We start from the raw sequence: 22,144 nt of genomic DNA on the forward strand, positions 1-22,144 counted from the left end.
TCTTTTCACGGTCTGCCACCGTGGCGCATACTCTCCCCGCTGCGGCAAGCGGAAGAGAGTCGATCGCCGATGCTGGATGTTCTGGGCCTCGAACCCGACGAGGAGCGCGTCTACCGGGCGCTGATCGGACGGCCCGACACCACCGTGGCCCTTCTCTCGGACCAGCTCGCGCTGTCCCACGCCCCCGTCGACCAGGCCCTGTCGCGCCTGGTCGAGTGCGGCCTGGCGACCCGGTCGGCGGACGCCCGCTTCACCGCCGCGCCGCCGGCCATGGCCCTCGGCGCCCTCATCGGCCGGCGCCGGGACGAACTGCGCACGGCCGAGCAGGCGCTGGTCACCTTCGCCGAGGAACACCGGGCCGCGATGACCGGCAGCAGCATCACCGATCTGATCGAGGTCGTCACCGGCGTCGACGCCATCCGGCACCGCTTCCTCCAGGTGCAGCAGGCGGCCCGGACACAGGTCCGCTCCTTCATCACCGCACCGTTCGTCGCCCTGCCGCCGGACGAGAACACGGCCGAGCCCATGGCCCTCGGCCGCGGGGTGCACTTCCGCGCCGTACTGGACCGCGAGGTCCTGGCCGAGCCGGGCATCGTCCAGGACGCCATCGAATCCCTGCGCAACGGTGTGGAACTGCGGGTCGCGGACCAGGTGCCGATGAAGCTCGTGCTCGCCGACGCCGATCTGGGCCTGGTCCCGCTCGCGGTCACCCCGGCGGGTGAGCCCGGCGCTGTGCTGCTGCACCGCAGCGGCCTGCTGGACGCGCTGGACGCCCTGTTCGAGACGGTGTGGCGCACGGCCCAGCCGCTCCGGTTGTCGGGCACGGAGGGCGCGTCCGAAGCGATCACCGAGGTCGGCCCCGAGGGCCCGACCGAGCTCGACCGCAGGATCCTCGCGCTGCTCCTGGCCGGTCTGACGGACCTGTCGGCCGCGACCCAGCTCGGTCTGTCGGCGCGTACGCTGCACCGGCGGCTGCGCCATCTCATGGACCTGGCCGGGGTGCGGACCCGGATGCAGCTGGGCGCCCACGCCGTGCGAGCCGGCTGGGTGGAGCCCTCGGGAACCTGATCGGGGATCAGGCATCGACGATCAGGCATCGACGATCAGGCGAGGACGTTGACGGCGCGGGCGACCACCAGCCCGAGGATGAGCAGGGAGACCAGGGACTGAATGCCCATGGCGATCTTGGCCCAGGGAGCCAGGGGCATCACGTCGGTGGGGCTGAACGCGGTGGCGTTGGTCAGCGCGAGGTAGAGGTAGTCGACGAAGCGGGGCCGCCAGTCGGCCTCTGCCACTTCGGGGTTGAGCTGCTGCGGGAAGGCGAGCGCGGGCGTGGCGGGCATGTGATGGAGACGGGCCGCCGCCCCACCGCAGTCGAGCTCGAAGTACAGCAGGGAGAAGGCCAGAACCGTGCAGGCCCACACCGTGGTGCCGCTCTGCAGCAGGCTGGTGGCGGAGCTGGTCTCCTTGCCGCCCTGGAGGATGTCGTCGACCAGCTGGGCGGTGGACCAGACGGCGCTGAGCGCGAGCACGCACACCAGGGCGATCGACATGGTGCGCAGCACCGTCGATCGCCGGTCGATCCGGCCCGGGTCGCCGGCGATGAGCGCGAGCAGGAGCAGTCCCTCGACGGCCGGGAGCACCCAGCGAGGCGCGAGGCGGAGGTCGTCGGGGAGCAGGATGGTCAGCACCATGGTGGCGACGACAGCGGTGGCCATCGGCCACCGGCTCTCACCGACGGGCCCGTGCGCACTCGGAGTCTCGGGCGGCTCGGGGATGCGTCCGGTCACGGTGGCGGGCCCTTACGGTCGAGTGCGAGCGGTTGGCGTCGTCCTGCGCTCGGAAGATGGGGCGGGCGTGTCGACGGCACCCATGCCGCAGAACCCGCACCTTCCGCTCCACCGTGCTACCACGCCTGTCAGTGCTCTGCCGCCTGACCGGGTGGCGGCCTACGGCACTCTCACCGGCACTTCCAGCGGCGCCCGGAACGACAGCAGGCCGAGCATGGGAGGCTCTGCCGGCCCGTCGGCCGGCAGGATGCCGGGAAGGGCACGTGCCGCCGCCCGCAGGGCCACGGTCGCCTCCGTGCGCGCCAGGGAGGCGCCCGGGCACCGGTGACGGCCGGCACCGAAGGCCAGGTGATGGCGGATCTCGGGCCGGTACGGACACATCGTCGCGGGTTCCGCGAACACCTCCGGATCAGACCCGCTGCCCATCAGCATGAGGAGCAACGGGGCGCCGGCCGGCAGGCGTACCCCGCCCAGCGAGACGGCCCGCGCGGTGAGTCGGCGCCATGTCGTCACCGGCGGTTCCCGGCGCAGGACCTCCTCGACCCACGCCTCGGCGAGCCCGGCTTCGCCGGCCACCCGTGTCCACAGGCCCGGTTCCGAGGACACGCGGCGGAGCACCGTGGCGATGAGCTGCCCGGTGGTGGACTGACCGGCGATGAAGACGAAGAAGCAGGCGGCGACTGCCGTCCGCACGTCCAGAGGCTCACCGCCGGGCAGCCGATGGCGGCGGAGCGCCCCGATGAAGGAGTCCTCGGGAACCGTGCCGCTCCGGACGGTCGCGGTGAGCCATCGGTGGAAGTCCGCGACGAGTTCCGCCAGCTCCGGCTGCCGTTCCGGAGACGGCCTGCCGTAGAACAGCTCCAGCGAGGCGTCGCTCCAGCGGATCAGCGTCGTCGGCTCGATGTCCTCGATGCCGAGCAGCTCCATCAGGACCCGGCACGGAAGGATCTGCGCGTACGGGGCGAACAGATCGCAGGAGCCGGCGGCGTCCAGCGTGGACCGCACCCGCGCGAGCAGCTCCCCGGCGATCCGCTCGATCACGGGCACGGCTGCTTCGACGCGCCGCGCGTGGAAGAACCGTGTGACCAGGCGGCGCAGTCCCGCGTGGCTCTCGGTGCCGTTGTTGGCGAGCGCGGGCGGAAGCATGAAGCCCGCGCGGGCAAGGATCCTGAGCACGGAGACGGGCAGCGGGGTGACGGCGTGCTGGGCGTTGTCCGGCAGGAAGTCCTCCGGGTTCAACAGGACCCGCCGTATGTCCTCGTGCCGGCTGACCAGCCACAGTCCGGTGCCGGGGTCGTGGTGGACGGGGGACTCGGTCCGCAGGAGTTCCAGCCAGGGGTGCGGGTCCCGGACGAAGGGCTCGCCGAACACGTCGAGCAGGTCGAGCAGACCGAGCGGATCGGGAGTCCCGGAGAACGCGGGATCGACCGCGGAGCGGCCCCGGGCTGCTCCGGTGCCGGGTGGGAACGCCTCCAGGGCCGGGGAAGTCACGGCCGGAGGTTACACGCGGGAGACGCGTTCTCCGGTCGGATGTGCCCGGCATCACTACGCCAAAGGCGCAGGTGAGACCGGACCGCTCCCCATGGCACGCCGTGCGAGGGGCGGGATCGCGCCAACTGTGAACGGGACCCGCACGCAACTTCCGGGACCGGTGGGACGCCCCTATGCTCCTGCGTCGGACATCGGGTTACCGCCGGTAAAGGGGTTGGGGTATGGATCGTACGGGAACCTCACGACGCACCTTCGTGGCCGGCGTGGCCGGTGTGGCCGCCACGACCGGAGCGGCCGCCGTCGGGGTGGTCGCGCCCGGCGCCGTACCGGCCGTTGCCGCGGAGCCGTCCACGCCGCAGTCCGTGGCCGTGCTCGGCGGTGGCGTCGCGGGCCTGACCGCGGCCCACGAGCTGGCCGAGCGCGGCTTTCTGGTCACCGTCTACGAGCGCCGGGCGCTGGGCGGCAAGGCCCGCTCCATGGACGTGCCGGACAGCGCGCACGGCAGCCGGCGCCCGCTCCCCGCCGAGCACGGCTTCCGGTTCATCCCCGGCATCTACCACAATCTCCCCGACACGATGCGGCGCATCCCCTTCCCGGGGAACGCCAATGGAGTCTGGGACAACCTCGTCGCTCCGGCCGAGATGTCCTTCGCCCGCACCGGCCGCGAGGACCTGCGCATCCCGCTCCACTGGCCGGGGCACAGGCCCGCCGAGCTCACCCTCGACGAGATCAGCCGCGCCCTGACGGCTCTCCTCGACACCGCCCGTTCCATCCCGCTCCACGAGGCCGCGTACTTCGTCAACCGCTTCCTCGTCTTCCTGACCAGCTGCGACGAGCGGCGTGACGAGGCGTGGGAACGGACACCCTGGTGGGAGTTCCTGCGGGCCGAGCGGATGAGCTACGACTACCAGCGCATCCTGGCCGTCGGGCTGACCCGCAACATCGTCGCGACGAAGGCCGAGGAGGCCAGCACCCGTACGGTCGCCACCCTCCTGGAGGCCTTCGCCTTCAACGCCTTGGGGCGCGGCGCCGACGGGCCCCTCGACCGGATCCTGAACCTGCCCACCAACGAGGCCTGGATCGATCCCTGGGCGGCTCATCTGACGGGCCTCGGGGTGGAGTTCCGCATCGGCTGGACGGTACGGGAGCTGGAATACGACGCCGGTTCCGGGCGGATCGGCGCGGCCGTCGTCGAGGATCCGCAGGGTGTCCGCCGCTCGGTGACCGCCGATCACTACGTCTCCGCGATGCCGGTGGAGCACGCCCGGCGGACCTGGGGCGCGGCCCTGCGGGCGGCGGATCCGCAGCTGGCACGGTGCGACAAGCTGGAGACGGACTGGATGACGGGCATCCAGTTCTATCTCACCGAACACGCGCCGCTCCTCGCCGGACACGCCAACTGCATCGACTCCCCCTGGTCCTTGACGGCCATTCAGCAGGCGCGCCACTGGCCGTCCCGCGACTTCCCCGCCGACTACGGCGACGGAGCCGCTGTCGACTGTCTCTCCGTGGACATCTCGGAATGGGACCGACCCGGCATCCTCTACGGCAAGACAGCCAAACAGTGCACCCGCGCCGAGGTCGCCCGGGAGGTCTGGGCGCAGTTGAAAGCCGCGTTCAACGACACCGGCCGTACGGTCCTGAAGGACAGCGCGCTGCACTCCTGGTTCCTGGACCCGGGAGTCGACGGCCTCGGCACGCCGAACCCCACCAACGAGGACCAGCTCCTCATCCACCCGGTCGGCACCTTCCACCATCGCCCGCAGGCCGCCACCAAGATCCCCAACTTCTTCCTGGCCGGCGACTACGTGGCGGTCGACATCGACCTCGCCACGATGGAAGGCGCCAACGCCTCCGCCCGCCAGGCCGTCAACGCCCTCCTCGACAGCACCGGCTCGCCCGCCGCGCGCTGCGAGGTCCGCCCGCTCTTCCGGGCCCCGGAGCTGGAGGGGCTCAAGCGCCACGACCGTCTGCGCTACCGCCTCGGCCTGCGCAACGCGCTCGACATGGGCTGAGGGCTCAGGGTCTACGAGCCGGACCCGGTCACGCTCCTCCGCCCACATCTGCGCCCCGCCCGTGAACCGGCCGTTCGTGACCACGATCGGGAGCGTCGAGGGATGGTCCGCCATGGCCCCGCCGTACAGGTGCTGTACGACCGGTTGCCCCACCGGTCCGTTGCCGTCCCGGAAGTGCTTGCACTGGATCATGATGCGTCTACCGACCTCGTCGACCGCCAGGACGTCGGCGCCCATGTCGCCGGCCCCTCCGCCCGAGCGCCCGATTCGGTAGCCGTCGCGGTCCAGGAGGTCGGCGACGAGCTGTTCGAAATCGGAGTGATGGGCGATGTCCACGGCTTTGAGGTCTAGCGCGATGACCTCCCGCAGGAGACCGACGAGGGCTCGATGAATGTCATCGAGTGCCGCGTCGCATTTCGCGACATCCTGGAAGACGGCGAAGTCTGAACGTATGCGGCCAGGTTCAAACGCATCGGTCCGTGGATGATGGAGCCTCACTGAATGTTCCGGCAACAGGTCGGCGGAGCGCGACAGATTGGTTCGCAGCGCCTCCAGGCGCCCATGCAGAGTCTCGACGTCGGTCTCCACGCCTGGGAGCAATGGCTGCTGCGGCACGGTCGGCCGCGCTGTCAGCTCGGTCCTCAAGAGGATCCCCTTACGTGCAACACGCTGTGCTGAGGGAAGCGTAAGTGACGCCACTGACAGGGGTGTTCACGAGCGCCGCCATCCAGACCTGTCCGAAACGGTTGAAGATCGCTTCCCAGATGACCGAAGCTCGTTTCCTGCTCATGGGCGGCCACGCGATATGGGGTGGAGTCAAGGTTGCTACGCAAGGCAGAGTGGGGCGGTGAGTGAACTGTGGGCGCATACTTTGACATGGGCAGAAGTGGATCCGGCTCGACATCCGTTCGAGATGGACGACGATGTGGCGGAGGAGTTGGCGAGCCTTGTCGCGCCCTTGCTGCCCAGTGCTGAAGTCGCCCTTGAGGATCGCCGGCGTTCGTTGGATCCCGTTACCGAGTTCCTGGTGGGCCGGTACGGCCGATGGGCCTGCGGATGGAACTGGTCGGTCGGTGAGGGTGACATCGACGGAGGTGTCGTCGAGGCCTGGTGCTGTTCATCCGACTCCGTGACGACCCCGGAAGCGACTGCCCCGCTGGTTGTTGAGGCCCTTCGGGAATGGCGTGGCTGGCTGGAGGACCTGACGGGGCGGTTCGCGGCCGTTGCTCCACCGCGTAACAGGCCGGTGCTTTCGGCGGACCTCTGGTACTGGGAGCGGGCGTGCACGCGCCTGGTCACCGTGGTGGCCGACCGTACCCAGGCCGAGAGCGGCTGGTACGGGCATTGCATGCAAGTTCTCCGGTGGTTCCTCGCCTCCAACGGCGTGGACGAGGGCCGGGCCGAGGAGGTCGTCGAGAACGCGGTCGGCGGCCGTTTCGGCAGTTGGATCGCACCTGACGTCCTGGTGGTCGACGCGGTGAGCTCGCGGTTCGCCAGAGGCTTGGGCGGAATCAGATGACTTCCGGGCCCGGCCGACCGAAGGACAGCCTTGCCGATTGGCTGCGCATCCGGACGGAGATCGTCTGGCCATCCTGGCGCGGCGCATGCCTTGTCTACGGACCACCGGCCCGCGACGGCTTCCGGAACTTCTTCGTGGCAACGCGCGGCAAACGCGACAGCGAGGGAACCGCGCGGGTCTTGACCGCCCTCGGCGTGACCTTCGCCGACGCGGAGCAAGACAGGCCGTTGACCTTCGCCCTCATGTCAAAGTGGCAGCGAACCGTGCTGGGCCATGACGTCGTCGGTTTCCGTACGATGCCGGCCTTCGCGAAGGGCGGACGGGAGCGCTACGGTCTTGCCCCCAATATGGAGGCGCTGTTCGAGCAATGCCTGTCAGAGAGCTCTCAATCTGATCTGCCCCTCCCGTCACGCGCTGCCCGGACCTACCTCGATATCCTCTTCTTCCATCCGTTCGAAAACGGCAACGCCCGTGCGGCCATGCTGGCGTTGGCCTTCGTCCTGGCCCGCGAAGGCGTCCTCCTCGACCAGGTTCACCCACTGCAGACCACCCGCTGGGCCGACGACGCCGAAGGCGCGGCCGACCTGGCGGTGCTGCTCGGAATGCTGATCACCGCCGCGGAACAGCGTCCGTCCCACGGGAGGCAGTCATGAACGAACGCGATGTCCTGCTCAACGAGCTCGCGCAGGAGATGCGCCCGATGTCAGACGGCGTCGAATGGTTCGACGGCCTCAGCCAGGAAGAGCAGTCCGAAGTGCTGCTGCTCCTGCGCCATCACTGCATCCAGGCGCGCGCCGTCGCCGAGGACGCACCAGAGAGCATCCGCCGTTCCGGGCTGCGCCCGACGCATACGCCCGCAGTGCTGCTCTCACGAGGCCGGATCGACGAGCAACTGAGAAAGATCGCCCGCCTCACACCCTTGGACGAGCGCCGGAAGTCGTTCAGGCTGCTGATCGCGGTGCTCACCGTTGCCGACGCGCGGCGCCGCGAGCGCTTTTGCTCCGAAGGCTGCGGTCACTGGTGGCACAGACTGTCCGCCGTCGCTTGAACCAGCACCGCATCCCTGAAGGCCGGTTCCCGGTTGAGCGTCTTCCGCGGAGTGGATCAGTCCCACCAGAAGTCCCATTGATGGGCGCCGGCGATCCGCTCGGCGTATGCGGCCAGTGTGTACGGCCTTCTGCCCTGCCAGATGTTGTCCGGGCAGAAGGCGAAGTGCTCGGCTGCGACCAGGAGAGCCTCGTGCTCGTCCACAGGTGGCGCGGCGACGCTGAGGCGCAGCGTGGAGAACCCGACCACGATGACCCGGGCGCCGAAGCGGTGTTCCCAGTCACGGACGACCGCGGAGAACTTCGCGGTGTCGTTGTCGTAGTTGCAGGGCCCGGACCAGCCGACAGCGGCCAACGCCTCCGCACCGGATGCTGCGGCGACCAGCCCCAGACGTGTCTGTGGGTGGTCGGCGAGGAATGCCTGCGCGTACTCGGCGGCCAGATGGTCGGGGTTCGTTGCCGTCTCCCGGCTGGGCGTGGGGCCGGGCCAGGTCTGTCCGAAGGGGGCCGTGACGGCGAGGCGCCTGTCGGTGTCGAGCATGTCGTCGTCTTCGCCGACGGCTGTGTAGGTCGCCCACCACTGCGCGAGGAGGCCGGCAGAGTCGTGGCTCGCCGGGGACGACATCTGCTCGGGGAAGATCTCTCCGGATCCCCATGGGCGGAACTCGCCATTGCTCGGATCCAGCGAGTCGAGTAGCAGCGGCCACAGTCCGGAGCGCGTGTGCTCGGCGTGCATCCGCGTCCACAGCTCGACCGTGGCCGGCTCGTCGCTGAGCCACAGGGGTTGTACATCTCCGTCGCCCTCATCGGACGTGACCATCCGACCGGGCGGAAGCCCCCATCGGGTTTCGGAGCGCAGGGGGCGGCTGCTGGCGCTGTGACCGGGAGGTATCACCGACAGGGTCCCATCACTCGATCGCGGAACTGCTGGAAAACGTGCCAGCCCGAGGTCTGACCCGGAGTGATCAGCTCCCCTTCGGCGCAGTCGAGCGCCTCGCATCGCAGAGCCGCGGCGAGACGGAGGACGGGCGTCAGCACGCGGTCGCCGGAGCCCCGGATGTGGAGCATGACTGTGTCCACCGGGTCTTCTGAGCCGACGTTGAGTTCGATGGACGACGTGGGGCTGGACATCTCACCCCACGCGGGGTCCGAGAGATCAGCATCGGGAACGGCCTGGGCGACAGCCGCGAGTACGTCGTCTCGCCGGCCGAGCGGGTCCGGGGCGTAGTCGGCAGGGATCTCCTGCACCGAGGTGACGTCGTCGGGCAGGCGTAGGAGGATCACGTCCCAGCTCATGGTGGCCTTCCGGACAGGACTTGAGGGCGGTTACGGTGGGGCAGCTCAGGCCGGGCTCTGTCGGGAACACGGGATGTTGCCGCCTGCTGTGAGTACGAATACAGCGCGGTCAAGGCGGGGAGCCTGCGAGCCATCTCTTCACGATCGTCAAAATCGAAGTCCCAGGCTGGGTCCAGGCCCGGGTACCGGATGGTGAAGACGTCGGCGGGAAGTTCCTGGCCGGTGGCCTTCTGGTGGGCGTTCCAGGCGATGCTCAGCATCTCTTCACAGTCGAAGACCCCTTCAGGCGCGGCAGCACGGACATCAGGGAGTACGGCAAGTGTGTCGGGGTCAGCAACGGCGCGCTCGAATACCGTGCGGCCTTGCGCGATCAGCCAGCCGCGGAAGTAGTCGAAGCCATCGTCCGAGCACCCGCCGTTGAGAACGTAGGCGGCGGCCCACAGCGGATTTCGGTAGGAGTCGGCCATGAGATCCCAGAGGATCTGCTCTGCTGCGGTGATCTCTGGTGATGAGCGGCCGGCAAGCAGCTCGGAGGTACGGCAGGCGATGCCGGAGGCGTCCCTGGTGTCGAGCACCTGCTCGCGGGCTTCCTCGACCAATACCCAGAACTGCTGCCTGTTCATGGCCGCGAGCATGCCACCACGCACTGACATCGACCGCCAGGGACAGGGCTGTCAGGGGACGCGGCTACCGTGCCGACGTGGCGAACTCCTATACGACGTTGTGGACCAACGGCTTGTGCCGGGAGCTGGAACGGTTGGGCCGGACCGGGCAGCGGCTTACGATGCTGTTCGGCGGGCCGCACCAATCACTGCCGAGCTTCCTGCGTGCGGGAGTGCAGCCTGGCGACCGCATCTATCCAGTGCGAGCCAACCGCACCTGTCTCTATGTGCTGGGAGCGCTGGAGGTAGCGCAGATCGTCCCCTACGAGAACGCCGGCTCGGCGCTTCCCGATGACGATTACGTGAAGTTGCTGGACTGGCGCCCGCTCAAGACCGGATGTGTCACCGAAGTGCTCATCGGGCCGCCAGGTGCCCCGCTCAGGTTCGACACTGTTGTCCCCGGGGACCTCCTGGAGCGGCTGACGTACACATCCCGCCGGGGCGAGCGACTGCTCAAGCACGTCGAGGACGGACGCCTGATCCGTTCAACGAGCCTCCAAGGTATCTACCGCCTCGCCGCCGACTCCGCCGCAGAGATTGACCAGCTGGTTCGCGGCGATGGCCCGAGTGGAGTGGCCGATGACGTTTGATGAAGTCAGGGCGTCTTCCTGGCGCGGACACACCTACGGTGTCCAGTCCGCCTTGACCCAGGCGACCGCCGCCGACGCGGAGCAAGTCCTCGGGCCGCGACTCCCCGAATCACTGCTCGACTCTGCGCGTGCGAAACGGCGGCGGTGTCACGGCTGACCGGGATGCATTTCCGACCAATCAGCCAACTTCGTGGAGCGAGGACCACATCCTCTTTGCCGAGTTGATGGGGCTCGGCACCGGCGGACACGGCTTGTGGCTGTTTGACACGCCGTACCTGGTGGAGGATGGGGGACTGCCGTCTCCAGTCGTACCGCTGTCCTGTGACGGCCACTACTGGATCGGGATCGTCCTACTGGGCCTGATCGGGAAGCGTCGAGTCTGGCCGCGTGTCTCGCCCAGCGGCCCGGCGTCGACGTCGTCTGCCGGGATCGCGCGCGTCCGCGCCTCTCTTGTCCCGCCGCCCCTTTCCATCGCTCTTTTCGGGCCGAACAGGGCGCCGGTCTGGCCGCCGGCGGAGAACCGGGCGAGGGTACGTGTACGGGGCCGGCCGCCCGCGTGCTCGATGCGCAGCGCCTCACGGGTGATCTCGGACTCGACGGCTGGGGAGAACAACGCGGTGGCGAAGCCGACGAGGACGACGGCTCCGATGACGGCGCCGGCGCTCGACGCACCGGCGAGCCGGCAGAATCCGGTGACGCGCAGCGCGCAGCCGACGAGGACCAGGGGCCGCGGCCCCTACCGGTCGGTGAGCAGGCCTCCGACGACGAACAGTCCCTGCTGGCTGAAGGTTCGCAGTCCGAGCACGAGTGCGACCATCGCCCCGCCCAGGCAGAGTGTCCCGGCCAGGTGATCGGCGAAATACGGCAGGACGGCGAAGAAGCCCACGTGGAAGGCGAACTGGCTGCCGATCAGGAGGCGGGCGAGCGGCGTCACGGCATGATTCTTCCGTCGCGCATGGTCAGGATGCGGTGGCTGACGTGTCGCACCGCCTCGTGATCGTGAGAGATGAGCAGGAAGCCGATTCCCAGAGCGTCCTGGAGATCCATCAGCAGGTTGAGGATCCCCGCGCGCAGCGAAGGGTCGAGTGCGGAGGTCGGCTCGTCGAGCACGAGCAGATCCGGCCGGGTCGCCAGAGCGCGGGCGATGGCGACACGCTGGCACTGCCCGCCGGACAGCTCGTGCGGGAGGCGTTCCCCGTGAGCGGGCGCGAGGCCGACGAGCTCCAACAGCTCGTCGACCCGGCCCCGACTGTCCACGGCCGACCTGCGCCCGTGGACGCGCAGGGGCTCCGCGATCTGCCGGCGAACCCGGCGGCGCGGGCTCAGCGCTCCGTACGGATCCTGGAAGACCGGCTGGAACCGGGGACGCAGCGGCCGGAGTTCGTGTTCCCGTAGGCCGGTCAGCTCGACCCCGGCGAAGCGCACCGACCCGGAACACGGTCGCAGCAACTGCAGTACCGCTTGGGCCGTCGTCGACTTGCCGCAGCCCGAGGGACCGACCAGGCCGACCGCCTCCCCGGCGCCGACCGTGAAGGACACCCTGTCGACGACTTGCCGCGCCCCGTACCGTACGACCAGGTCGCGTACTTCCAGGAGCCGTTTCACACCGCCTCCCCGAGGGGGTGGTGACAGGCGACGGCCCGCCCGTCGACCGCCCGGAGCGTCGGTTCCTGCTGTCGGCAGAGGTCCGCGGCGCACCGGCAGCGAGGGGCGAAGGGACAGCCCCCACCTGCCGATCCCGGGGCGGGTGGAGCGTCGGCGAGGACGGGCAGTCGCGAGCGGTGGGGCAGCCCGGCCTTGGGCAGCGAGGCGAGCAGCCCTCGCGTGTACGGGGCGACCGGTCGCCCCAGCACCAGCTCCGCCGGGCCGCGTTCGATGATCCGGCCGGCGTACATCACGGCCACCCGGTCGGCGTGTCGCCGTACCGCCGCCAGGTCGTGGCTGACCAGCAGCAGCGCCGCCCCCGTCGCGGCGCAGCGCTCCCGCAGCATCGTGAGCACGTGTTCCTGGCGCTCCGGATCGAGTGCCGTGGTCGGTTCGTCGGCCACGACCAGCGCCGGCTCGTTGACCAGGGCCATCGCGATCACCGCACGCTGGCGCATGCCACCTGACAGGGTGTGCGGGAACGCGCCGGCCGGCTCCGGTCCGAGACCGACCTCGGCGAGGGCCCGGCGAGCGACGGTCAGCGCCTCGCGGCGCCCCGCGCGCGCCACAGCCCGTACGGCGAAGGCCAGTTGGTCCTCGACACGGTGTACGGGCGACAGGGCCGACATCGCGTCCTGGGGAATCCACGCGAGGCGGCGGCCGAGATGGGCCGAGGTGACGGGGCCGCCTTCCAGCCGCACCCGGCCGTGGACGACGGCCCCGCGCGGGACCATCCCGAGCAGCGTCCGCGCGGTGAGGGACTTTCCGGCCCCGGACTCGCCCACCAGGGCGAGTACTTCACCGGCGGACAGGTCGAAGGAGACGCCACGGACGGCCTCGCCGTCGGCGAAACCGATCCGCAGACCGTCCACCCGGAGCAGCGGAGCGGGGGAGTCAGGCAGGGGGAGAGACAAGAGACCGGACTTTCCTCGAGGCGAACAGGGAACGGAGACGGGAGCGGGCTCCAGGGCGGCGGCGTGCGGGGCCCCGGCGGACCGACCCGCCGAGGGACGACAGGCACACCGCGAGGGCAGCCAGCAGCGCGAGCGCCACGGCCGGTGCGAGGGCGGCGACCGGCGCCCGCTCCACGTAGTCGGCCGACTCGTCGAGCAGCAGTCCCCACTCGGGCGACGGGGGCTGTGCACCGAGCCCCAGGAAGCCGAGCGACGCCAGGGCGAGTGCGATGCCGGGCAACCGCAGCACGGCGTGCCGGGCGACCGGTCCGGCGACCGAGGGGAGGACGTGCCGGGTCCAGATCCACAGGGGACCCGCGCCGATGGCCCGCTGCGCCAGCAGGAAGCGGGACGCCCGCGTCTCCTGGACCAGCGCCGACGCGTGTGCGGCGAGCGGCGGCCAGGACACCAGCGTCACGGCGAGCGCGGCCGCCCCGCTCCCCGGACCGGTCACCGCCGCGACCAGCAAACCCGTGAGCACCGGCGGCAGTGCGTTGGCGACATCCGCGAGCCCGGCCGCCGCTTCGGGGACGAAACCGAGCACGAGCGCGATCAGCCAGCTCGCCACCGTCACGGCCGCGGCTGTGCCCACCGTGGCGGCCGCGCCGTGTCCGAGCCGGGCGAGTACGTCCCGGCCGAGCGCGTCCGCGCCGAGCGGATGCGATCCCGACGGCGCGGCGAGCCGGGCCGCCACATCCACCGCGTACGGATCCCGCAGCAGTCCCGAGCCGATCGCCACCGCCAGGACCACCGCCAGTCCCAGCGGAAGGGCGAGCGGAATCCGCCGGGCACGCGGCACGGGCAGGCCGAGCCCGGCCTCCCGCGACGCGGGCCCGAGCAGCCGGCGCCGGACCAGCGAGGCGGCGGCCCCGGCGAGGAGCCCGAGACCGAGCAGGGCGAGCACGCACCCTTGCAGCAACGGCAGGTCCTGGGACGTCGCCGCGCCCAGAGCCGTACGGCCGATGCCCGGCACGGCGAACACCGTCTCGACGGCGACCGCGCCGCCGGTGAGGCCGACGGCCACCATGCCGAACTGCCCGGCGAGCGCGGGCAGTGCCCGGCGCAGCGCCGCGCCGGTGACGCACCACCGGCCGACGCCCGCGCCCCGCCACAACTCCACCCACCGCTCGTCGAGGACGGCCGGAAGCGCGTCGGCGACCAGCCGGCCGAGCAGCGCACCGGCCGGGACGCCGAGCGCCAGGGCCGGCAGCACCAGATGGGACGAGCCCGCCCAGCCGGAGGTGGGCAGCCACCCCAGCCACACACCGACGGAGAGCAGGAGGACCAGAGCGAGCAGGAACTCGGGTATCGCCGCGAGCACTGCCGCCACCGTCCCGCCCGTGGCACGGCCCCGTAGGAGGGCCGGGCCGGCGAGCAGCGTACCGACGACGAGAGCGACCCCCAGAGCCGCTCCCATCAGGGTCAGGGATACACCGAGCCCCCTGACGACGGCCGGCAGCACCTCGGTGCCCGACACCCACGAGACTCCCAGGTCGCCGTGGACCAGCCGGATCAGCCAGCTGCCGAGCAGGCCCGCGGGGCCCGCGCCCAGGCCGAGATCGGTGCGAATGGCGGAGAGCGCCTCAGGGGTCGGGGCCTGCTCGGCGGACCTGCCGCGCAGGAGTGCGAGTGCCGGGTCCTTGCCGGAGAGCCACGGCAGCAATCCGACCACGGTCACCACCGCGGCCACGGCGAGTACTCGGGTGGCCCCAGCCCCTACGGTCGAGCGGATCGCCGAGGACAGGGACGGGAGCGAGGTGGTGCGTCCGGCCATGCCGCGGAAGACGGGCGGCCTCACTGTACGTAGGTGTCGACGGTGATCAGCTCACGCTCGCGAGGGTCGTGCGCGGCGCCCACGACGTTCTCGGCGTCACCCTGGATCACCCGCTCGTGCAGCAGCGGCACGGCCGCGTCGGTGGCGAGCACGGCGGCCTCGGCCGTGACGACGGCCTTCCTGCGGGCCTCGCCCGTTGCCGTGGCCGCTGCGGTGGCGAGCGCGGAGTCGACGGCGGAGTCGGAGAGTTGGGAGATGTTGAAGGACCCGTCGCCCGCGAAGTCGCTGTACAGGTAGGCGGCCGGGTCACCGGAGTCGAGCACGGTGGCCCGCGACAGGACGAAGGCGTCGAACTTCCCCGCCAGGGCGTCCGCCTCGATGTGCGTGTACTCCCGCACGTCCAGCTCGACCTTGAACCCCGCCTCGCGCAGCTGCTGCTGGAGAAGCTGAGCGACTTCGGGCAGTTCGGCGCGGTCCGTGAAGGTACCGATCGTGATCGTCGCGCCCTTCGGGTCGGCTGCCGGGGTGCGCCGGACCGCGGTGCGCAGCTTCGCAGCCCAGGGCAGTGCCGGGCCAAGGAGTCCACCGGCGCGATCCGCCCGGCCCTCGTAGACGCCTGAGACGAGAGCCCGGGCATCGACGGCCTCACGGGCAGCGGCCCGCAGCGCCGGATCACGGAAGGCGCCGCGCTCGGTGTTCAGATACAGGGTGTTCGTCCGGGGCATGGGGACCTCGGTGATGAGCTTCCGGTCCAGCAACGCGGCCTGGGAGACGGGCACCGCCTCGACGATGTCGGCCTCGTCGCTGCGCAACGCCGCGGCCCGGGCGGTTCCGTCGGGCACATAGCGCACGTCGATTCCCGGGGCCTTGGCACGGCCGCCCCAGTAGCGGTCGTACCGGTCGAGCGTCGCCGACGAGGTGCCGTCGGCGCGCACGAGGACGAACGGCCCGGTTCCGGCGCCGACCGGGTCGACGGTCCTGCCCCGGTACGCCTTGGCGGCCAGGATCGACAGCTGCGGAGAGCTGAGCCGCTGCGGTACGAGGGGATCGGCCTGCGCGGTGGTCACGCGAACGGAACGGGAGCTGTCCGCCCGGACGGTGAGGTCGACGCCGTCGAGGATCCGTGGCTTGGGAGAGGACGCAGCGGCGGCGGTGAGGGAGCGGACGACGGAGGCGGGAGTGAGCGGGCTGCCGTCGTGGAAGGTGACGCCTTCGCGCAGGGTGAAGGTCCAGGTCCGGCCCTGCTGTCGCCAGCTCGTGGCGAGCGAGGGGAGGGCGTCGCCGTCGCGGTCAAGGCGGACCAGGGTCTCGGCGGTGGACCAGCGCGACAGCTTGAAGGCGTCGTCGGAGAGAGGGGAGAGCCCCGACCGTGGTGGCTGCATCATCGCGACCCGTATGCGCCCGCCGTCTTCGGAGTTGTCGTCCGCGTCCGCCGCGCTGCCGGCGAAGCACCCCCCGAGCAGGGCCGAGGCGGTGGAGACGGCGACGGCGGCGAGTATGCCGCGGCGGACACGATGGGTCGTGCTTCGGGGAAGGCGGGGCACGGGGATTCCTCAAAGGTGCAGGGGTAAGGGTCCAGACTTTAGCAGAATGAAAATCGTTGTCATTACGAGGTTGTGGTGAGACCCCGCACGGTGAGGGTGGTGCGGGGCGGCCACGCGCTGCCAGTGCGGTAACCGGGCGGTCGTGGCTGCTGTTTGCCGTGGCATCGGTGCACGCAGTCCGTGGGGTCGGCGGTGGGCGCGGCGTCGGTGCTCGACGGTCGGTCTCCTCGTACGGCACTTCGTGCGCGAAGGCACAAGTTCTGCGTCCGTCTGTGCGCTCATGCCTCCTCCTTCGCAGCGCAGGCGGAACTAAGGGCTGTCCCGTAAACGATCTTTGGCGCAGCCCGGGTGCGGGTGGTCGGTGTGCGGGCTGTTCGGCTACCCGACGAGGGTGAGGTTGTGCAGTCGGGCGATGCCGAGCATGGCGTGGTGCACGCCATCGCCTTTGAGGCGGCAGTCGCGGAGGATCTTCCAGCCCTTCATCCGGGCGAAGGTGTGCTCGACGCGGGCGCGGACCTGTTTGTGGGAGCGGTTGTGCTTCTCGCAGGCGCCAAGTGGGCCTGGTGCTGCGCCCATGTGCCGCTCCGCGCAGACCGGTCCACGGCCTACGCACCCCGCGGAAGTCGCGATCCCGCCATGGACGAGTCCCAAGATGTAATGGCCGAGTGGCGGGAAACCGTTCGGAGATCAGCCAGGTGACTGGGACGCCTCGGAACCTGAGCCGACCCCGTTGCCTTGGGACTTTTGGTCACTCTGACCAGTTACGGGACCGTTCTTAAGCAGGCGTCTCATGTCTGTTGAACCCCGTTTATCGCCTATTGCCGCCGCGCCTGATCCGCTCCGGGAAGTCGCCGCGAATCTGCACCGACTGCAGTCGCGCAGAGGGCGGTGGGCCTACGCCGGGTGGTACTGCATGGCAAGGCAGTGGACGCGGGAGAGGGGGCCGGGGCGTGTTATGCGGAGCGTCTTCGTGCCCTTGTTTCCAAGGGCCGCTTACTTTCCGGACTTTCTGACGCCCGCTGATTCGGTGGGTGATGTGGACGCCGGACTGGAATCTCTTCACAAAGCCGGGCTCGTCCACGATCGGCACTCCGCCGTCGGCGCCAAGGCGGTCGGCGACGTAGGAGCGGATGTCGTGATGTCGTCGCGGACGGCGTCGGCGTCCCAGCGGGCGTAGCGCAGCCGGCGCCGCATCGGCCGGGTCGGGCGTGACCGGCCCGTTCGGTCAGCCGCCAGCAGTTCTTCCGCTTGGCTTCGGACGGCAGCCCGAGTAGGTGGGCGCGGGCAGTCGCCCGGGGCTCAACACGGCCGAATCGTCCCGCGATCCGGGCCATGGCCTGGTCGGACATCGCCCGCCGGCGGGCGGGGTCTGCGCCACTGCGGCCACCGCACGATCTTCAGGAGTCCATACAACCCCCGGTGATCGCGGAGTGGTTGTCGTGCTCGTTCCCAGCCGGCCCCCGTGGCAAGACCGCGAAACAGGGCTGGAGTACTGAAGCGTGTTGCGGAAGGCTTCGGTTCGGGGTTTTCCCTTTGGCGGGGGTGCTGAGGGCTGAGTCGTTGTGGATGGAGACCTTCACGGGTCTGCGGATGCGGCAGTTCGAGCGGCTGCTGAAGGTCGCGCGTGAACAGGGCGGAAACGGGCCTCGTGGTGGCCGTCTGTGGGGCGTGGTTGACGATCGGGTCGCCCGGGGCGAAGTTGAACGACCCCCGGAACGGCTCGATGGTGTCCCACTCCGTCTCGTTCTCCGGGGTGATCACGGTGAATTCCCGGTCGAGAACGGTGGAGTACGTCGAGTCGCCGAGCTTGGCCGCGGGTACCGAGGTGCCGGAGCAGCGGCTGCTGCCGCGCCGAGCGCGCTCGCCCCGGCGTGAGCCGCGGGGCTTGTGATGGCGACTGTGATCATGCCGACGGCCGTGCGCCCGACCGTTGTTCGGACCTTGCGGAGACGAGACGGGGTTTCCCGTTGAGTCATGGCATGACGGGTCGCTGGGAATGGGGGGACGCCGGGCTCCTCGCAGAGAATGTTAGCGCTAACATTCTCTGCGAGGCAAGCCTCTGCAAGATTGCCCCGTTGAAACCTCTGTCGGGCGCTGCGTGTTGTCAGAACTCCGCGCACGGGTCGCCCCGGGGCGGCGGCCGGGGCGCGTCCTCCGCTCTCGGTGGCCGGCCGTGTACGGCTTTCACCGCGTACGGCGGGACTTCCTGGTCCGGCCGTCGGCGAATCCACAGGCGGGCGGAGCGGGCCCGTCCGGCCACCGTAAGGTCGCGGCGCGGTTGTTGACGGAAGCGGCGGACGGGCACGAGTATCGGTGGCGTTACTCCGCGGTGGCGCCGGACCTCCTCACGCTCTTGGCCGTCCCGACGGAGAGGTCCCATGTCCCGATCCCGCTCGCTCGCGTTCCGGCTGCTCGGCATCATCACGGTGCTCGGCCTCGCGGTCGGCCTGAGCCTGCAGGCGGCCTCACGGGCCGCTGCCGCCTCGCTGACGCAGATCACGAACTTCGGCACCAACCCGACCGGTCTGCTGATGCACCTGTACGTGCCGAACAGCGTCAAACCCAACCCGCCGATCCTGCTCGCCCTGCACGGCTGCCAGGGAACGGGCCCCTACATGTACTCGAGCACCGACTTCGCCTCCCAGGCCGACAAGTACGGGTTCCTCGTCATCTACCCCTCGACGAACCCGAGCGGAAGCTGCTGGGACGTCTCCTCGGACCAGGCGCTGACCCGCAACGGCGGCAGCGACCCGGTCGGGCTCATGTCGATGATCACCTACGCGGAGCAGCACCACGGCGGCAATCCCAACGCCGTGTACGTGACCGGGGAGTCCTCGGGCGGCATGATGACGAACGTGATGCTCGCCGACTACCCCGATGTCTTCAAGGCGGGCGCGGCGTTCATGGGAGTGCCCTACCACTGCTTCGCCACCGGCTCGGTGCGCGGCTGGAACTCGGCCTGCGCCCAGGGCCGGGTGTCCATGACCCCGCAGCAGTGGGGCGGCCTGGTGCGGAACACCGGATACCCCGGCTACACCGGCCCGCGGCCGCGTGTGCAGCTGTGGCACGGGACCGCCGACACCATCCTGAACCACAACAACCTCGGCGAAGAGATCAAGCAGTGGACCAACGTCCTCGGCGTGAGCCAGACGCCGTCGGCCACCGACACCCCCGCGACCAACTGGACCCGGACCCGGTACAACAACAGCGCCGGCGCCACCCAGGTCGAGGCGTACAGCATCGCTGGGGCCGGACACCAACTGCCGGTCCAGGGCTCGGGGATGGCCGCCAACGCGGTCCACTTCATGGGACTGGACGCGGCCTCCTCCGGCGGCACGACAGGTGCGCTGCGTGCGGTGGCCGCAGGTAAGTGCCTGACCGACACGAACGCGGCGCCGGGCATGCAGCAGCAGATCTTCGCCTGCAGCGGAGGCGCGAACCAGACCTGGACGCGTACGGCGTCGAACCAGCTGACCGTCACCGTCGGTGGCGGCACGCTATGCCTGGACGCCAGCGCCAAGGGGACCACCAACGGCACCAAGGTGATCGTCTGGTCCTGCAACGGCCAGCCCAACCAGCAGTGGCAGGTCAGCCCGAACGGTACCGTCACCGGGGTGCAGTCGGGGCTCTGCCTGGACGTGGCCGGCCTGGGAACCACCGACGGCACGCCTGTCCAGCTGTGGTCCTGCAGCGGAGGCGCGAACCAGCAGTGGACGATGGGGTGACGCGGCGGCCGGCCTGTCGGCGCACCCCGGGTTAAGGGCTCCTGCGGGCTGGGCGTATGGGTTTGCCTGTACGGGGTTCGTCAAGGAATTCGGGCTGCATTCAGCGAGGTGGCCAGGCAGCAGCATGGCGAGGCGCCAGAGCGACCACGCCTACGGCGTGAGCATCGGTCTTCTCGCGATCTCGTAGGGTCTGGGAGTTTCGGACCCTTTCCGGCCCTGGCAGGTCGCGTGGCGGGGCTGGGCCATCGGGTGGCGTTGACATGTTCGTTCATCTCTCTACTATTCGGGGGACGCCGAAGTCTCGAAATGGCATTCGAAATTTCAAACATTCCTCTCCCTTCTTGAAGTGTCATGTACGTGACATCAGGAAGGGTCATCCACCCCACCTCGTGTCGCCTTTCCGTATAAGGAGTTCCTGGTGCCCAGACGATTAAGCGGACGACTGCTCCGCCTCCTCGCGACCGCTGTGCTGACGGTCACCGCGTCCGTGACGGCCTCTTCCCACTCCACCGCCTCGGCCGCGCCCGGCAGCCCGGCGCTCACGCCGCCCCTGGGCTGGAACAGCTGGAACAGTTTCGGGTGCGGGATCACCGAGGCCCAGGTTCGCCAGGCCGCCGACGCGATGGTGTCCTCGGGCATGCGCGACGCCGGCTACCAGTACGTGGTGGTCGACGACTGCTGGTTCGACCCGCAGCGCGACGCGGCAGGCAACCTGCGGGCAAATCCGGCCAAGTTCCCGAGCGGGATGAAGGCGCTCGGGGACTACATCCACGACAAGGGGCTGAAGTTCGGCATCTACCAGGTGCCGGGTGAGCGCACCTGTGCGCAGGCCACGGGCGGCTACCCGGGGTCCACGGGCAGTAAGGGGCACGAGGCTCAGGACGCCGCCATGTTCGCCTCGTGGGGCGTCGACTACCTCAAGTACGACTGGTGCTCGTCCAGCGGCACCCGCGACGAGCAGGTCGCGCGGTTCACGCTCATGCGCGACGCCCTGCGTGCCACCGGGCGGTCGATCGTCTACAGCATCAACCCCAACAGCCTGCACGCCATCACTGGTGCCACGTACAACTGGGGCGAGGTCGCCGACCTGTGGCGGACGACCGAGGACCTGCTGGACATCTGGCAGAACGGCAACACCAACAGCTATCCGATGGGCGTCGGCAACGTCCTGGATGTCACCGCGCCGCTGGCGGCACAGTCGGGGCCCGGGCACTGGAACGACCCCGACATGCTGGTCGTCGGCCGTCCCGGCCTGTCACTGACCGAGTCCCGCACCCACTTCGCCCTGTGGGCGCTGATGGGCGCCCCGCTCATGGCCGGCAACGACATCCGAACCATGTCCGCCGACGTCAGCGCCATCCTGCGCAACCCGCGTCTGCTGGCGGTGAACCAGGATCAGCTGGGCGCGGGCGGACGCAGAGTGCGTGACGACGGCAGCACGGAGGTGTTCGCCAAGCCCCTGTCCGACGGCTCGGTCGCGGTGGGTCTGTTCAACCGTGGAGGCGGCACCGCGACGGTCACCACGACGGCCGCACAAGTCGGCCTGTCTGGTGGGACGTTCACCCTCGCCGACCTGTGGACGGGTGGCACGGCGAGCACGACCGGGCAGATCTCGGCGAGCGTCCCCGCCCACGGCGTGGCCGTGTTCCGGGTGACCGGTGGCAGCCCGCAGGCGGCCACCACCTCGCGCCTGCGGGGCAACGCATCCGCCCGCTGCCTGGACGTGGACAACGCCTCCACCGCCGCTGGGGCCACGGTACTGATCTGGGACTGCCACACGGCCGCCAACCAGCTGTGGACCACATGGGCGGGCGGCGAGGTCCGCGTCTTCGGCGACAAGTGCCTGGACGCCTACAACCAGGGCAGCACCAACGGCACCCGCGTCATCACCTGGCCGTGCAACGGCCAGGCCAACCAGAAATGGACAGTCGGCTCCGACGGGTCGATCCGAAACGTCCACGCCGGGCTGTGTCTCGACGTCAACGGGGCCGGCACCGCCAACGGGACCCCGCTGGTCCTGTGGATGTGCAACGGCCAGACCAACCAGAAGTGGACCCGGGCCTGAGGGGCCGCGGAACGAGATCGCTCTCATCCC

The 22,144-nt window shown here is 70.0% G+C and carries 17 protein-coding genes and 5 pseudogenes; 9 read left to right on the top strand and 13 right to left on the bottom strand.

Features of this window, described 5'->3' with window-relative positions:
• Positions 1-69 precede the first annotated feature (69 nt).
• Complete coding sequence (locus JAO84_RS34480; protein WP_370416388.1) at positions 70-1,068, top strand: helix-turn-helix domain-containing protein; 999 nt, start codon at positions 70-72, stop codon at positions 1,066-1,068.
• Positions 1,069-1,103: 35 nt separating this feature from the next.
• Here JAO84_RS34480 and JAO84_RS34485 read toward each other — a convergent pair whose 3' ends face one another.
• Entirely contained in the window at positions 1,104-1,718 is a 615-nt protein-coding gene (locus tag JAO84_RS34485) for a hypothetical protein (protein ID WP_370416389.1), read from the bottom strand.
• Between the two features lie 231 nt (positions 1,719-1,949).
• Complete coding sequence (locus JAO84_RS34490) at positions 1,950-3,281, bottom strand: cytochrome P450 (protein WP_370416390.1); 1,332 nt, start codon at positions 3,279-3,281, stop codon at positions 1,950-1,952.
• 221 nt (positions 3,282-3,502) lie between these two features.
• Here JAO84_RS34490 and JAO84_RS34495 point away from each other — a divergent pair, with 221 nt between their 5' ends.
• A complete protein-coding gene (locus JAO84_RS34495) occupies positions 3,503-5,296 on the top strand; it encodes an FAD-dependent oxidoreductase (protein WP_370416391.1) in 1,794 nt (597 codons plus the stop codon).
• A 69-nt stretch (positions 5,297-5,365) separates the two neighbouring features.
• Here JAO84_RS34495 and JAO84_RS34500 read toward each other — a convergent pair.
• Positions 5,366-5,995: pseudogene (locus JAO84_RS34500) on the bottom strand (restriction endonuclease); the annotation flags it as partial.
• 148 nt (positions 5,996-6,143) lie between these two features.
• On the opposite strand from JAO84_RS34500, the gene JAO84_RS34505 reads away from it, so the two are divergent.
• From JAO84_RS34505 to JAO84_RS34515, 3 genes are read left to right on the top strand one after another with little or no spacing between them, the layout of a single operon-like run.
• Positions 6,144-6,815 carry a hypothetical protein gene (locus JAO84_RS34505; protein WP_370416392.1) on the top strand — a complete coding sequence of 224 codons (672 nt, stop codon included), beginning with the start codon at positions 6,144-6,146 and terminating at the stop codon, positions 6,813-6,815.
• On the top strand, positions 6,812-7,468 hold the full coding sequence (locus tag JAO84_RS34510) for a Fic family protein (RefSeq protein WP_370416393.1): 657 nt from the start codon (positions 6,812-6,814) through the stop codon (positions 7,466-7,468). Before JAO84_RS34505 ends, JAO84_RS34510 begins: the two co-directional genes overlap by 4 nt.
• The gene (locus tag JAO84_RS34515; RefSeq protein WP_370416394.1) at positions 7,465-7,863 is read left to right on the top strand and encodes a DUF5958 family protein; all 399 of its coding nucleotides are present in this window, start codon (positions 7,465-7,467) and stop codon (positions 7,861-7,863) included. The genes JAO84_RS34510 and JAO84_RS34515 overlap by 4 nt, the downstream gene beginning before the upstream one ends.
• A 56-nt stretch (positions 7,864-7,919) precedes the next feature.
• Here the strand turns inward: JAO84_RS34515 and JAO84_RS34520 are convergent, their stop codons facing one another.
• The 3 genes from JAO84_RS34520 to JAO84_RS34530 form a co-directional block, all read right to left on the bottom strand.
• Positions 7,920-8,681, bottom strand: coding sequence for a DUF4253 domain-containing protein (locus JAO84_RS34520; RefSeq protein ID WP_370416395.1), 762 nt, complete (start codon positions 8,679-8,681; stop codon positions 7,920-7,922).
• 71 nt (positions 8,682-8,752) lie between these two features.
• Positions 8,753-9,157 (bottom strand): hypothetical protein, encoded by a 405-nt coding sequence (locus JAO84_RS34525; protein WP_370416396.1) that lies wholly within the window; start codon positions 9,155-9,157, stop codon positions 8,753-8,755.
• Entirely contained in the window at positions 9,154-9,780 is a 627-nt protein-coding gene (locus tag JAO84_RS34530; protein WP_370416397.1) for a DUF4240 domain-containing protein, read from the bottom strand. Before JAO84_RS34530 ends, JAO84_RS34525 begins: the two co-directional genes overlap by 4 nt.
• A gap of 77 nt (positions 9,781-9,857) precedes the next feature.
• Here JAO84_RS34530 and JAO84_RS34535 point away from each other — a divergent pair, with 77 nt between their 5' ends.
• Positions 9,858-10,409 (top strand): hypothetical protein, encoded by a 552-nt coding sequence (locus tag JAO84_RS34535; protein ID WP_370416398.1) that lies wholly within the window; start codon positions 9,858-9,860, stop codon positions 10,407-10,409.
• 481 nt (positions 10,410-10,890) lie between these two features.
• Here JAO84_RS34535 and JAO84_RS34540 read toward each other — a convergent pair.
• From JAO84_RS34540 to JAO84_RS34565, 6 genes and pseudogenes are all read right to left on the bottom strand, one after another.
• A pseudogene (locus JAO84_RS34540) lies at positions 10,891-11,343 on the bottom strand (MFS transporter); the annotation flags it as partial.
• Positions 11,340-12,014, bottom strand: a complete 675-nt coding sequence (locus JAO84_RS34545) for an ATP-binding cassette domain-containing protein (protein WP_370416399.1) — start codon at positions 12,012-12,014, stop codon at positions 11,340-11,342. The pseudogene JAO84_RS34540 and the gene JAO84_RS34545, both read right to left, overlap by 4 nt.
• Entirely contained in the window at positions 12,011-12,967 is a 957-nt protein-coding gene (locus JAO84_RS34550) for an ABC transporter ATP-binding protein (RefSeq protein WP_370416400.1), read from the bottom strand. The genes JAO84_RS34545 and JAO84_RS34550 overlap by 4 nt, the downstream gene beginning before the upstream one ends.
• Positions 12,948-14,780: an ABC transporter permease subunit gene (locus tag JAO84_RS34555; protein ID WP_370416401.1), complete on the bottom strand. Its 1,833-nt coding sequence runs from the start codon at positions 14,778-14,780 to the stop codon at positions 12,948-12,950. Before JAO84_RS34555 ends, JAO84_RS34550 begins: the two co-directional genes overlap by 20 nt.
• Positions 14,781-14,800: 20 nt before the next feature.
• Positions 14,801-16,324, bottom strand: a complete 1,524-nt coding sequence (locus tag JAO84_RS34560) for an ABC transporter substrate-binding protein (RefSeq protein ID WP_370416402.1) — start codon at positions 16,322-16,324, stop codon at positions 14,801-14,803.
• A 378-nt stretch (positions 16,325-16,702) separates the two neighbouring features.
• Positions 16,703-16,867 (bottom strand): annotated as a pseudogene (locus tag JAO84_RS34565) (transposase); the annotation flags it as partial.
• Between the two features lie 990 nt (positions 16,868-17,857).
• On the opposite strand from JAO84_RS34565, the pseudogene JAO84_RS34570 reads away from it, so the two are divergent.
• A pseudogene (locus JAO84_RS34570) lies at positions 17,858-17,989 on the top strand (IS5/IS1182 family transposase); the annotation flags it as partial.
• 51 nt (positions 17,990-18,040) lie between these two features.
• On the opposite strand, the pseudogene JAO84_RS34575 reads toward JAO84_RS34570, so the two are convergent.
• Positions 18,041-18,346, bottom strand: a pseudogene (locus tag JAO84_RS34575) (hypothetical protein); the annotation flags it as partial.
• Positions 18,347-18,702: 356 nt separating this feature from the next.
• Here JAO84_RS34575 and JAO84_RS34580 point away from each other — a divergent pair.
• A complete protein-coding gene (locus tag JAO84_RS34580; protein ID WP_370416403.1) occupies positions 18,703-20,049 on the top strand; it encodes a PHB depolymerase family esterase in 1,347 nt (448 codons plus the stop codon).
• Between the two features lie 418 nt (positions 20,050-20,467).
• Positions 20,468-22,114, top strand: a complete 1,647-nt coding sequence (locus tag JAO84_RS34585) for an RICIN domain-containing protein (RefSeq protein ID WP_370416404.1) — start codon at positions 20,468-20,470, stop codon at positions 22,112-22,114.
• Positions 22,115-22,144 lie beyond the last annotated feature (30 nt).

This window comes from Streptomyces fradiae, from assembly GCF_041270065.1.
GTDB lineage: Bacteria > Actinomycetota > Actinomycetes > Streptomycetales > Streptomycetaceae > Streptomyces.